The sequence below is a fragment of the Streptomyces sp. NPDC051310 genome, from assembly GCF_044455245.1.
GTDB lineage: Bacteria > Actinomycetota > Actinomycetes > Streptomycetales > Streptomycetaceae > Streptomyces.
In genome coordinates, this window is record NZ_JBITEO010000010.1 from 239,161 (window position 1) to 251,035 (window position 11,875).

Here is an 11,875-nt window from a genome sequence, read left to right on the forward strand (position 1 = left end):
ACGGACCGATCACCGGAGTGTGCCGGCCGGGCCGAGTAGGGTTGTCCGTGGAATCACCCGAAAGGGGGCGACATGTCCGCGATCAGGCAGAGCATCGAGATCTCCCGCCGTCCCGAGGACGTCTTCTCCTACCTCACCGACGCCTCGCACCTGCCCGCCTGGCAGGAGAGCGCGGTCGCGGCCCGGCCGGTCGGCGACGCGCCCATGGCCGTCGGCTCACGGGTCGAGGTCGTCCGGCGGATCGGCCGCCGGCGGTTCCCGATGACCATGGAGGTGCGGGAGTTCGACCCTCCGCGGAGCTGGAGCATGGACGGCGTCGACGGACCCGTCCGGGGTCATGTGCGGGGCACGGTCGACCCGGTCGGCGACGGTGAGCGGTCGCGCGTGACGCTGGACCTCGACTTCGAGGCCCACGGGATCGGCAAGGTCCTCGTCCCGCTCGTCGTCCGCCCGCACGCCAAGAAGGAGCTGCCGAAGAACGAACGGCACCTCAAGGAGCTGCTGGAGGCGGGGACCTGAACCGTCCCCCGAGCCTCCGGGCCGTCCGGGGAGGAGCCCCGGTCAGTCGGGCCCCGACCAGTCGAAGGTGATGTGCTTGCTGGACTGCCCCTCCCTGCTCCACCGGAACCCGTACGCGTCGGCGCGGTCCACCGCCGACCGGCCCCAGGTCGCCACCTGACCCGGTCCGGTCTCGCACCCGGGCAGGTTGGTGGTGGTCACGCGGGCGCCCTCGGGGGTGGTCGGGCCGGTGAGCGCCTCGGCGCGCGCCTCCACACGGCCGGGGACGGAGGTGCTCCAGGAACCGAGGTCATCGTCGATCCGGAACTCGATCGGGGCGTACTCCATGCCCCGCATCTCCATGGCGGCGACCTCGACGAAGGCGGCGGGCCAGCTGCCCGCCCGGCCGCTGAAGATCGTTTCCAGGGCGTCCCGCTGCCCGGTGTCGGCCCGCTCGTCGATGAAGACGGCGCCGTACGCGTCGGAGTGCTCGCCCCAGACGTTGCCGGTGAAGGACCCGAGCATCAGGACGTTGAGCCCGTCCAGGACGACGTCTCCGTACCGGCCCTCCCGGATGTGCCAGACGAGGACTCCGTCGCAGTCGCCGAAGGTGGGCGGCTGAGCGAACGAGCACGGGCAGGGAACGTTGCACTTGCAGGTGTCGAACCAGTCGCCGGCGACGTGCCAGCGGGGAACGGTCGCAGCTGCCGGATCGGTGTCGGTCATGTCGGGGCCTCCCTGGTCTTCCACGCGCCGGCCCTCTCCTTCCAGCGTGCACCCGCCGGGGCGCCCCCGGCCAGGCCCCTGAGGGCAGCCGGGCAGGATGCGGGCGCCGCGGGCGCGTGCGCAGGGGTGCGGGCGCCCCGGGCGCGTGCTGTCCTGGAAGTGACCCTGTCCTGGGCGGCGCCGACCGCGGAGGGGGCACCGTGCACCACTCCAGAACCACCGACCCCGCGCGGCACCGCGCCTCCCACCGCCGGATGGCCACCGAGCCCCCGCTGCGCCGGGGGAATCTGCTCCCGGCCCGGGCGCTGGTGACCGCCTGGAGCCTGCTCGTGCTGCTCGCCGCCCTGGCCTGGGTGCTCACGGTCGGACAGGCCCGCGGCATGGGGGTCGAGCCGGGGACCATGGGGATGGCGATCCCCCTGTTCCTGCTGCTGTGGCTGACGATGATGGCGGCCATGATGCTGCCGTCGGTCGCTCCGGTGGCGATCACCTGGGCGCGGGGCATCGCCCGCCGGTCGACGGGCGCCCTCCGGGCGGGGCGGACGGCCGCCTTCGTCGGGGGCTACCTGCTGGTGTGGACGGCCTTCGGGCTGCTCGCGTACGGAGCGCTCGCCGCGACCGGCGGCCTCGTGCACGACCACCCCGGCGCCGGGCGGTGGATCGGCTGCGCCGCGTTCCTGCTGGCGGGGCTCCAGCAGCTCGGGCCGCTGAAGAACGTCTGCCTGCGGCACTGCCGCAGCCCGATGGCCCAGCTCATGCGGTACGCGCGGTACCGGCGCGGGGCCCGGGACCTCCGGGTGGGGGCGCACCACGGGCTGTACTGCGTCGGCTGCTGCTGGGGCCTGATGGTGGTCCTGATCCCGCTGGGCGTCATGAACATCGCGGCGATGGCCGGGATCGCGGCGGTGATCTTCGTCGAGAAGCTGTGGCGGCTGGGGCCGGTGTTCTCGACGGTGGTCGGGCTGGTGTTCCTGGTGTGCGCGGGGCTCGCGCCGTTCCAGGACTGGCTGCTTCCGGGACTGCAGCCGGCCGGAGAACCGATGCACCCGGACATGCACTGACGGCCGGCCGGGTGTGCCCCGGACCGGCGGAGGCGGGGAGGGCCGGCCACCCCCCGGTGGCCGGCCCCCGCGGGCCGTACGGTGGCCCGCCCCGCAGGGAGGGACGGTTCAGCAGCTCAGGTTCGCGCCCGCCGGGACGCCCAGGATCTGCGTGAAGCGCTGGTAGTTGCTGATGCGGCTCTGCACCTGCGCCGGGTTCTTGCCGTCGCACTCCAGCGCGCCGTTGATCGAGCGGATCGTCTGGCCGAAGCCCGCGCCGGTCACCATCGCGTGGTGCCCGGTCATGGTGCCGGGGCCGTTCTGGGTGTTCCAGTACCAGAGGCCGGTCTTCCAGGCGACGGCCGGCTCGCGCTCGACACGGTGGGGGTTGTTGAGGAGGTCGATGCCGAGGGCGTCGCCCGCCGCCTTGTAGTTGAAGTTCCAGCTCAGCTGGATCGGGCCGCGTCCGTAGTACGCGGCGGTGCCGGCGGGGCAGCCGTAGGGCCGGCTGCGGTCGCAGTAGTGGGGGTAGTTGGCCGTGTTCTGCTCCACGATGTGGACCAGACCGCCCGTCTCGTGGCTGACGTTGGCGAGGAAGGCGGCGGCCTCCTGCTTCTTCACCGTGTCGCTGCCGGTGGTGGCGAAGCCGGGGTAGGCGCTCAGCGCGGCGGTCAGGCCGCTGTACGTGTAGAACGAGTTCCGGTTCGGGAACATCTGGTTGAACTGGGCCTCGCTCACGACGAATCCGGACGGCGAGGGCCCGGGCTCACCGGAACCGCCGCCGCACGCGCCCTGGTCCGACCAGACGTCGGAGCTGCCGGGGCGCTCGTTCTGGGTCCACCACTTCGCCAGCCAGTTGCGGCCGTTGTACGAGGCGGCCTTGCCGCCCGTGTAGACGGTGGAGGAGCTCCAGGGCGCCGCGCACTCGGCTGCCGAGGCAGTGGCGGCGGGGAGGAGGAACACGGCCAGTCCGAAGGCCGTGGCGAAAGCGGCGAGCAGGGTCAACAGACGTCGCACCATGGAGAACAACCCTTTCGTGGGGTGGGTCGGCCCCTACCGAAGCGTGAATGGTCTGTACCTGTCAAGGTCTAGACCAAACTCCGTCGCATTCGCCGCACGGCGCCGCTCTGGCATGCTCTTCGGGTGGAACCCCTGGAATCCGTCACGGCGTTGGACCCCCTGAGCGCGGACGACCCGGCGCAGGTGGGCCCGTTCCGCCTGCTCGGCAGGCTCGGGTCCGGCGGCATGGGGCGCGTCTACCTCGCGCGGTCGGCCGGCGGCCGTACCGTCGCGGTGAAGGTCGTGCACCCCGAACTCGCCGCGCAGGACGAGTTCCGCCGGCGCTTCGCGCGCGAGGTCGCCGCGCTGGAGCGGGTCGGCGGACTCGGCACCGCGCCCGTGCTCGGCGCGGACACCTCGGCCGAGGCCCCCTGGGTGGCCATCGGGTACGTCGCCGGGCCGTCCCTGCGGACGGTGGTCGGCACGGAGTACGGGCCGCTGCCGGCGGCGTCCGTGCGGTCGCTGGCCGCCGGACTGGCCCGCGCGCTGGAGCACATCCACGCCGCGGGACTGGTCCACCGCGACCTGAAGCCCGCCAACGTCCTGCTCACCGTGGACGGACCGCGCGTGATCGACTTCGGCATCGCGCGCGCCGTCGACACCGTCACCGACGGCGGACTGACCAGCACCGGCGCGGTCGTCGGCTCACCGGGCTTCATGTCGCCCGAGCAGGTGCGCGGCGAGCGGGTCACCGCCGCGTCCGACATCTTCTGCCTGGGCTCGGTCCTGGCGTACGCGGCGACCGGCCGCGCCCCCTTCGGTACGGCCGACAGCGGCGTCCACGCCATGATGTTCCGCATCGCCCACGACGAGCCCGACCTGTCCGGGCTGCCCGCGGAGCTGGACGGGCTGGTCCGCGCCTGCCTGGCCAAGGATCCGGCCGACCGGCCGTCCGCCGCGTGGCTCGCCGCGCACGTCGAGCCCGCCGAACCCTGGCTGCCCGCCGGGCTGCTGGCCCGGCTCGGCCGTCACGCGGCCCGGCTGCTGGACGAGGACGGCGATCCGACGCCGCGGCCGCAGGAGCCCCCGCGGCCCGCCCGGAACCGGCGCCGGCGGGCCGCCGGCATCGGGGCCGCGGCCGTGCTGACGGGCGCCGCCGTCGCCGGGGCCATGATCCTGTGGCCCGGCGAACGGCCCACCACCCCGGCCGGCCCGGCCGCCGGCTCCACCACCGGCCGCAAGGCACCGGACACCGTCCCCGCCGCCTTCCGCGGCGCCTGGGAAGGCGTGGTCAAGGGCACGCAGGACGCCCCGTACGAAACCGCCCGCATCGAGATCACCGGCGGGGCGCCGGGCGACAAGGCGGCGACCTGGGCCCAGGTGACCGGCGAGCGGCTGTGCATGGGGCGGTCCACGCTCGTCTCGGCCGACGAGGACAAGGTCGTCCTCGGCGAGAGCGACGTGACGGCCGGCGTGCCCGCCGGGCGGTGCACCCCCGCCGCGCATCAGACCCTGACCATGACCACGCCGGATGTCCTCCAGTGGACCTCGGGCGCGGTCTCGGCGACGTTCCGCAAGGTGCGGACGGCGTCCGACATCGTCCCGAAGGCGTTCCTCGGGACCTGGAAGCAGGCCCCGCACCCGGAGGTGCCGGAAGCGGAGCGGGATCTGTACACCTCGGAGATCACCATCAGCCAGGGCCCCGTCGGCGCACCGCTCGTGCACTTCTCGGACAGCTATCCGAAGACGGACGAGGGGACCGGCGAACCGGCCGGCGGCTCGCTGAACTGCGCGAGCACGGCCCTCCTCGGCGGCGCCGGGAACCTGGTGATCATCGGTCCGCCGACGCTGGACACCGGCTCGGACGCGGGCTGCGAGGAGTACGGCGCGGGCGCGTCGCAGAGCCTGCGCGTCGACCGCTTCGAGGGCAAGGACCGGCTGCTGGTGTACGGCATGGCCGCGGACGGCGAGCCCGGCGAGTACTTCAAGGAGTTCTGACCGGGCCCGCCGCGGGGCCGCCTACAGGAAGGAGTTGATCTCGATCGTCTCGGTGCGGCCCGGGCCGACACCGATCGCCGAGATCGGCGCGCCGGACATCTCCTCCAGCGCCTTCACGTACGCCTGCGCGTTCTTCGGCAGGTCGGAGAAGGTCTTCGCCTTGCTGATGTCCTCGGACCAGCCGGGCAGGTACTCGTAGACCGGCTTCGCGTGGTGGAAGTCCGTCTGCGAGTACGGCAGCTCCTCGACGCGCCGGCCGTCGATCTCGTACGCGACGCAGACCGGGATCTGCTCCCAGCCGGTGAGCACGTCGAGCTTGGTGAGGAAGAAGTCGGTCAGACCGTTCACCCGGGTCGCGTAGCGCGCGATGACCGCGTCGAACCAGCCGCAGCGGCGGTCGCGGCCGGTGGTCACGCCCCGCTCGCCGCCGATGCGGCGCAGCGCCTCGCCGTCCTCGTCGAACAGCTCCGTGGGGAACGGGCCGGCGCCGACGCGGGTGGTGTACGCCTTGAGGATGCCGATGACGCGGCTGATCTTCGTCGGTCCGACGCCGGCACCGGTGCAGGCGCCGCCCGCGGTCGGGTTGCTGGAGGTGACGAAGGGGTACGTGCCGTGGTCGACGTCGAGGAGCGTGCCCTGGCCGCCCTCGAAGAGGACGACCTTGCCCTCGTCGATGGCGTCGTTCAGGATCAGCGTGGTGTCGGCGACGAACGGCTTGATCTGCTCCGCGTAGCCGAGCATCTCCTCGACGATCCTGTCGGTCTCGATCGCGCGGCGGTTGAAGACCTTGGCCAGGAGCTGGTTCTTGTTCTCCAGCGCCGCCTCGACCTTCTGGGTGAGGATCGACTCGTCGTACAGGTCCTGGACGCGGATGCCGACGCGGTTGATCTTGTCGGCGTACGTGGGGCCGATGCCGCGGCCGGTGGTGCCGATCTTGCGCTTGCCGAGGAACCGTTCCGTCACCTTGTCGAGCGTGACGTTGTACGGAGTGATCAGGTGCGCGTTACCGCTGATCAGCAGCTTGGAGGTGTCGACACCGCGCTCGTTCAGCCCGCTCAGCTCGGAGAGCAGGACCGCCGGGTCGACGACGACGCCGTTTCCGATGACCGGGGTGCAACCCGGGGAGAGGATTCCGGACGGCAGCAGATGCAGCGCGTACTTCTGGTCGCCGACGACGACCGTGTGGCCGGCGTTGTTGCCGCCCTGGTAGCGCACCACATAGTCCACCGATCCACCGAGCAGGTCGGTGGCCTTTCCCTTGCCCTCGTCACCCCACTGAGCACCGAGCAGCACAAGTGCGGGCACAGGCGTACACCCCTTCCGGGCGGGGCATGCCCAAGGTCAGGGGCGTGAACGCCGCCTGTCTGGTGTGCCCCGGAATAGACGAAGCCCCTGGCGCAATAGCGCAAGGGGCTCTTGCACAAAGAGACTACCCGAGGAAGGACCGAGGTGTCGGCTCACGACCAGCTCCTGGTGGTCATCGACCCGGTCGCCCGCCGAAGTGACGGCGAGTCCGTGCGGATCGCGAAAGATGTGCTGTGTGCGGGTGCAGATGCGAAAATCTGCCTTCCGGACGGGCCGGAGGAGTTCGCCCGGGTGCTGGCCCGGCGCGGATCGCGCCGCCCGGTGGTGATCGGGGACGACCGGGCGCTGCTGCGGGCCGTGGCCCATTTGCACCGATACCGGGAGCTGGCCGACGGCGCCCTGTCCGTGGTGCCGGTCGGGCCGCGCGGCGCGGTGGAGCTGGCCGGGTCACTGGGCGTGCCGCTGAGCTCGGTGGCCGCCGCGCGGGCGGTGCTGGACGGGGTGACGCGGCGGCTGGACCTGCTGGTCGACGACAGTGACGGGGTGGTCGTGGGAGCCCTGCGCATCCCCGCGGCCGCCGCCGTGCCGGCGGCGGTCCCCACGGTGTGGGACACCTGCCGGTCGCTGGTGCGCACGCTGGTGCGCCCCGCCCCGCCCGGCCCGGCGATACGCACCCACCGGCTGCGCGTCGAGGCGGACGGGAGGCTGCTGAGCGACGTGGACGAGCCGGTGGAGGACGTGACGGTGAGCTCGCGCGGCGGGATCGCGGAGGTGATCGTCCGCCCCGCGGGACCGCTGCAGCCGGTCCGGGCGCGGGCGACGGCGGTGACCGTCTCCGGCCCGTCGTACCGCTACCGCGCGGACACCCGCGTGACGGGGCCCGTCGGCCACCGGACGTGGACGGTCCGCGCGGAGGCGTGGTCGCTCACGGTCCCGGTCCCGGTCCAGCGCTCGGCCCCGCCGGCCTGAGCCCCCGGGACGCGGATCTCAGGCGGGCCCGGTGCCTGAGCGGCCGGGGCCCGGGCGGGACGCGCGGTGCTCGCGCCAGCGCTCCAGCATCCGGTGCATCTCCTCCTGGAGGAACTCGAAGAACTCCGCCGTCTCCGCCACCCGCGCGCCCGCCGCCGAATCCGGCCCGAGCGTCCGGGCCCCCTCGCGCAGGACGGTCTCCCAGCGGACGAGGAGCTGGTCCCGGCGGGTGAAGGTCTCGTACCAGAGCTCGTTGTGCAGGACGTAGCGGTCTCGCCGGGAGCCGGGCTCCCGCTCGCGGCTCACCATGCCGACCTGGTTGAGGTAGCGAACGGCTCCGGAGACCGCGGCCGGGCTGATCCGCAGCTGCTCCGCGAGCTCCGCGGAGGTCAGCGAGGCGCCCTCCGAGGCGAGCAGCGCCGCGAAGACGCGGGCGGCCATGCGCTGCATGCCGGCCTCGGTCAGCTCGGCGGCGAAGCGCTCCACGAAGCGGCTCACCTGTTCCTCGTTGCCCATGGGCCCCTCGTCTCCCCTCGTCCGTCGTACCCCCCGACTTTATACGGTTCCTTAACTTCACAACTTTGTGAAACTCGCGTACTTTCCGAAGCATGACGAACGCCATCACCGTCTCCGGACTCCATAAGTCGTTCGGGCGGACGCACGCGCTGGACGGCCTCGACCTGACCGTCGGGACGGGCGAGGTCCACGGCTTCCTCGGACCCAACGGCGCCGGGAAGTCGACCGCCATCCGGGTCCTCCTCGGCCTGCTGCGCGCCGACTCCGGCACCGCCCGGCTCCTCGGCCGCGACCCCTGGCACGACGCGGTGGCCCTGCACCGGCGCGTGGCGTACGTCCCCGGCGACGTCACGCTGTGGCGCAACCTCTCCGGCGGCGAGGTCATCGACCTGTTCGGACGGCTGCGCGGCGGGCTGGACCCCGCGCGCCGCGCCGAGCTGGTCGAGCGGTTCGAGCTCGACCCCACCAAGAAGGGCCGCACCTACTCCAAGGGCAACCGCCAGAAGGTCGCGCTCGTCGCGGCCTTCGCGTCGGACGTGGACCTGCTGATCCTGGACGAACCCACCAGCGGCCTGGACCCGCTGATGGAGGAGGTCTTCCGGAGGTGCGTCACCGAGGCGCGCGAGCGCGGCCGGACGGTGCTGCTCTCGTCCCACATCCTCAGCGAGGTGGAGAGCCTGTGCGACCGGGTGAGCATCATCCGCAAGGGCCGCACCGTGGAGACCGGCTCGCTCGCCGAGCTGCGCCACCTGACCACGACGAGCGTCCGCGCCGAGCTGGCCGGGCCGCCCGACGGGCTCGCGCACCTGCCGGGCGTCCACGACCTCGTCGTACGGGGCCGCAGCGTCAGCCTCCAGGTCGACACCGACGGGCTGAACGCCGTGCTGACGTCCCTCGCCGCCACCGGCGTCCGGTCGCTGACCAGCACGCCGCCCACCCTGGAGGAGCTGTTCCTCCGCCACTACGAGGAGGCCGGGCGATGAGCGCGCCCACCGGGCCGTTCACCGGCACCGGCGCCCTCGTCCGGCTCGCGCTGCGCCGCGACCGGCTGATGCTGCCGCTGTGGATCCTGGTCGTCGGCGGCATGGTCGCGAGCGGCGCGGGATCGCTGGAGGCCCTGTACGACACGCCCGCGCGGCGGGCCGGACTCGCCGCCTCGATGACCGCCAACCGCTCGATGCGGTCGCTCTACGGGCCGGTGTTCGGCGACTCGACCGGCGCGCTCGTGGCGTGGCGGTTCGCCGCGTTCGCGGCGGTGCTGGCCGCCGTGATGAGCCTGGTCGTCGTCGTACGGCACACGCGGGAGGAGGAGGAGACGGGCCGTCAGGACATGCTGTCTTCGGCCCGGGTCGGCCGCCGGGCGCCGTTGACGGCGGCGCTGCTCACCGCGTTCGCCGCCGACGCCGCCCTCGCACTCGTCGTCACCGCCGGGCTGTCCGGCGAGGGCGCCGCCGGGGCGCTCGCACTCGGCCTCGCCGTCGGCGGCACCGGCATGGTCTTCGCCACCACGGCCGCGGTCGTCGCGCAGTTCACCGGGAGCGCCCGGCTCGCCAAGGGCCTGACGGCGGCGCTCCTCGGGCTCGCGTTCGTCCTGCGGGCGGCCGGTGACACGGGCGGCTCCCGGACGCTGACCTGGGCCTCCCCCGTCGGCTGGGCGCAGAACGTGCGCGCCTTCGCCGGTGAGCGCTGGTGGGTGCTCCTGCTGATGGCGGCGGCGGTCGCCGTCCAGGGCGCGGTGGCGTACGCGCTCGCCGGGCGGCGGGACGTCGGGATGGGCTTCCTGCCCGCCCGCCCCGGTCCGGCGGCGGGCCGCATCAGCACGGCGGGCGGCCTCGCCCGGCGGCTCCAGCGCGGCGGCCTCCTCGGCTGGACGCTCGGCTTCCTCATGGCGGGCGTCGTCCTCGGCGGCATGGTGGAGGGCGCGGGCGACCTGGTCGGCGGGAGCGAGCGGACGAGGCAGGTCCTCGAGCGCATGGGCGGGCAGGCGGACCCGGAGGACACCTTCCTCGCCGCCCTGGTCGGCCTCTTCGGCATGGTCGCGGCGCTCTACGTCGTCGGATCGGTGCTCCGGCTGTACGGCGAGGAGACCTCGCTGCACGCCGAGCCGGTCCTCGCGGCCGCGGTCGGGCGCCTGCGCTGGGCGGCGGGCCACCTGGTCGTCGCCTTCGGCGGGGCGGTCGCCCTCATGGCCGCGGCGGCGGCCGGGCTCGCCCTCGGGTACGGCCGGGACGGCGCCCCGGTCCTGGGCGCCGCGCTGGCCCAGCTGCCGGCCGTCTGGGTGCTCGGGGGCGTGGCGGTGCTGCTGCACGGGGCCCTGCCGAAGGCGGCACCGGCGGCGTGGGGGGTCGCCGGGCTGTGCGTGGCCCTCGGCTGGATCGGCCCGGCGCTGGACCTGCCACGGCCGGTCCTGGACCTGTCGCCGTACGGGCACCTGCCGAAGCTGCCCGGCGCGGAGATGGCCTGGGCACCGGTCCTGCTCCTGACCGCCCTGGCGGCGGCACTGGTCGCGGCCGGCCTGGCGGGGCTGCGGCGCCGGGACGTCCTGACCTGAGGTCAGACCTCGACCGGCAGCCCGTGGAGCCCCCGCATCACGAACCCCGGCTTGCGCTCGGGCTCCGGGACGGGGCGGAGCGACGGGGCCCGCCGGAGCAGCGCCTCCAGCGACGCGGCCAGTTCGATGCGGGCCAGCGGGGCGCCGATGCAGTAGTGGATGCCCGCGCCGAAGGAGATGTGCGGGTTCCGCCGCCGGGACAGGTCCAGGCTGTCGGGGCGGTCGAAGACGGCCGCGTCGCGGTTGGCCGACCCGAAGAGCAGGGCGACCTCCGCGCCGCGCGGGAGGGTCGTACCGCCGATCTCGATGTCGTCCAGCACCCAGCGCTCGAAGAGCTGGAGCGGGGTGTCGTAACGCAGCAGCTCGTCCACAGCTGTGGACAACTCCACGCGGCCCTCGCGCAGGGCCGCGAGCTGCCCGGGGTGCCGGAACAGCGCCCACCAGCCGTTGACCGTGGCGTTCACCGTGGCCTCGTGGCCGGCGTTCAGCAGCAGGACGCAGGTGGAGACCATCTCCTGCTCGGTGAGCCGCTCCCCCTCCTCATGGGCCGCGATCAGCGCGCTGATCAGGTCCTCGCCCGGCGACCTCCGGCGCTCGGCGATCAGCGCGCGCAGGTACGCGGAGAACTCCAGCGACGCCCGGACCGCGCGGGCGGCCGTCTCCTCGTCCGGGTTCAGCTCGTACATCCCGCAGATGTCCGCCGACCACGGTCGCAGCGGCTCCCGGTCCCCCTCCGGGATGCCGAGCATCTCCGCGATGACCGCCACCGGCAGCGGCTCGGCGACGGCGGTCAGCAGATCGCCCCCGCCCTGCGCGACCAGGGCGTCGACGAGCCCGGCGGCCAGCCGGTGGACGTAGGGCACCAGCCGCTCGACCGTCCGCGGGGTGAACGCCTGGGACACCAGGCGCCGGATCCGCGTGTGGTCCGGCGGCTCCAGATCCAGCATCCCGTGGTCGTTGAGGGTGTGGAACGGCTCGTGCGCGGCGGGCGGCGGCGTCCGGCCGAAGTCCGCGTCCGTGAACCGGTGCCGGTACGTCCGCCCGAGCCGCCGGTCCCGCAGCAGCGCGGACACATCGGCGTGGTGCGGCACCAGCCACTGCCGTGTCGGCTCGAACCAGTGCACCCGGCCCCGCTCCCGCAGGGCGGCGTAGACGGGGTACGGATCGGCGACGAAGGCGGGCGACCACGGGTCGAAGTCCATGGACGGACGCTAGCCGCCGCACCCGCCCGGCGTCACCGGCCCCGGACCCCGCCGGTCCCGTTGTCCCCGCG

Annotated in this window: 11 protein-coding genes; 6 read left to right on the forward strand and 5 right to left on the reverse strand. The window is 73.7% G+C overall.

Features of this window, described 5'->3' with window-relative positions; all coding sequences use genetic code 11:
* The first annotated feature begins 72 nt into the window (after nt 1–72).
* Nucleotides 73–519 (forward strand): SRPBCC family protein, encoded by a 447-nt coding sequence (locus ACIA79_RS17420; protein ID WP_399429134.1) that lies wholly within the window; start codon nt 73–75, stop codon nt 517–519.
* Nucleotides 520–561: 42 nt separating this feature from the next.
* Here the strand turns inward: ACIA79_RS17420 and ACIA79_RS17425 are convergent, their stop codons facing one another.
* Nucleotides 562–1,224 (reverse strand): DUF1326 domain-containing protein, encoded by a 663-nt coding sequence (locus tag ACIA79_RS17425; protein ID WP_399429181.1) that lies wholly within the window; start codon nt 1,222–1,224, stop codon nt 562–564.
* Between the two features lie 254 nt (nt 1,225–1,478).
* On the opposite strand from ACIA79_RS17425, the gene ACIA79_RS17430 reads away from it, so the two are divergent.
* Entirely contained in the window at nt 1,479–2,285 is an 807-nt protein-coding gene (locus tag ACIA79_RS17430; protein WP_399429182.1) for a DUF2182 domain-containing protein, read from the forward strand.
* Between the two features lie 108 nt (nt 2,286–2,393).
* Here ACIA79_RS17430 and ACIA79_RS17435 read toward each other — a convergent pair whose 3' ends face one another.
* The gene (locus ACIA79_RS17435; RefSeq protein WP_399429135.1) at nt 2,394–3,284 is read right to left on the reverse strand and encodes a glycoside hydrolase family 19 protein; all 891 of its coding nucleotides are present in this window, start codon (nt 3,282–3,284) and stop codon (nt 2,394–2,396) included.
* Nucleotides 3,285–3,407: 123 nt separating this feature from the next.
* Between ACIA79_RS17435 and ACIA79_RS17440 the strand changes: the two genes are divergently transcribed.
* The gene (locus tag ACIA79_RS17440) at nt 3,408–5,261 is read left to right on the forward strand and encodes a serine/threonine-protein kinase (RefSeq protein ID WP_399429137.1); all 1,854 of its coding nucleotides are present in this window, start codon (nt 3,408–3,410) and stop codon (nt 5,259–5,261) included.
* Nucleotides 5,262–5,282: 21 nt separating this feature from the next.
* Here the strand turns inward: ACIA79_RS17440 and ACIA79_RS17445 are convergent, their stop codons facing one another.
* Entirely contained in the window at nt 5,283–6,566 is a 1,284-nt protein-coding gene (locus tag ACIA79_RS17445; protein ID WP_399429138.1) for an adenylosuccinate synthase, read from the reverse strand.
* 144 nt (nt 6,567–6,710) lie between these two features.
* Here ACIA79_RS17445 and ACIA79_RS17450 point away from each other — a divergent pair, with 144 nt between their 5' ends.
* The gene (locus tag ACIA79_RS17450) at nt 6,711–7,535 is read left to right on the forward strand and encodes a diacylglycerol kinase (protein ID WP_399429139.1); all 825 of its coding nucleotides are present in this window, start codon (nt 6,711–6,713) and stop codon (nt 7,533–7,535) included.
* 18 nt (nt 7,536–7,553) lie between these two features.
* Here ACIA79_RS17450 and ACIA79_RS17455 read toward each other — a convergent pair whose 3' ends face one another.
* On the reverse strand, nt 7,554–8,051 hold the full coding sequence (locus tag ACIA79_RS17455) for a GbsR/MarR family transcriptional regulator (protein WP_399429141.1): 498 nt from the start codon (nt 8,049–8,051) through the stop codon (nt 7,554–7,556).
* Between the two features lie 92 nt (nt 8,052–8,143).
* Here ACIA79_RS17455 and ACIA79_RS17460 point away from each other — a divergent pair, with 92 nt between their 5' ends.
* Both ACIA79_RS17460 and ACIA79_RS17465 read left to right on the forward strand, forming a co-directional pair.
* The gene (locus ACIA79_RS17460; protein WP_399429143.1) at nt 8,144–9,034 is read left to right on the forward strand and encodes an ATP-binding cassette domain-containing protein; all 891 of its coding nucleotides are present in this window, start codon (nt 8,144–8,146) and stop codon (nt 9,032–9,034) included.
* Entirely contained in the window at nt 9,031–10,602 is a 1,572-nt protein-coding gene (locus ACIA79_RS17465; protein WP_399429146.1) for an ABC transporter permease, read from the forward strand. Before ACIA79_RS17460 ends, ACIA79_RS17465 begins: the two co-directional genes overlap by 4 nt.
* 2 nt (nt 10,603–10,604) lie before the next feature.
* On the opposite strand, the gene ACIA79_RS17470 is transcribed toward ACIA79_RS17465, so the two are convergent.
* Complete coding sequence (locus ACIA79_RS17470; RefSeq protein ID WP_399429147.1) at nt 10,605–11,804, reverse strand: cytochrome P450; 1,200 nt, start codon at nt 11,802–11,804, stop codon at nt 10,605–10,607.
* Nucleotides 11,805–11,875 lie beyond the last annotated feature (71 nt).

Excerpts from the sequence above, each read along its gene's own strand:
- ACIA79_RS17420 (WP_399429134.1), top strand. The coding sequence starts at position 73 with ATGTCCGCGATCAGGCAGAGCATCGAGATCTCCCGCCGTCCCGAGGAC.
- ACIA79_RS17425 (WP_399429181.1), bottom strand. The coding sequence starts at position 1,224 with ATGACCGACACCGATCCGGCAGCTGCGACCGTTCCCCGCTGGCACGTC.
- ACIA79_RS17430 (WP_399429182.1), top strand. The coding sequence starts at position 1,479 with ATGGCCACCGAGCCCCCGCTGCGCCGGGGGAATCTGCTCCCGGCCCGG.
- ACIA79_RS17435 (WP_399429135.1), bottom strand. The coding sequence starts at position 3,284 with ATGGTGCGACGTCTGTTGACCCTGCTCGCCGCTTTCGCCACGGCCTTC.
- ACIA79_RS17455 (WP_399429141.1), bottom strand. The coding sequence starts at position 8,051 with ATGGGCAACGAGGAACAGGTGAGCCGCTTCGTGGAGCGCTTCGCCGCC.
- ACIA79_RS17460 (WP_399429143.1), top strand. The coding sequence starts at position 8,144 with ATGACGAACGCCATCACCGTCTCCGGACTCCATAAGTCGTTCGGGCGG.
- ACIA79_RS17465 (WP_399429146.1), top strand. The coding sequence starts at position 9,031 with ATGAGCGCGCCCACCGGGCCGTTCACCGGCACCGGCGCCCTCGTCCGG.
- ACIA79_RS17470 (WP_399429147.1), bottom strand. The coding sequence starts at position 11,804 with ATGGACTTCGACCCGTGGTCGCCCGCCTTCGTCGCCGATCCGTACCCC.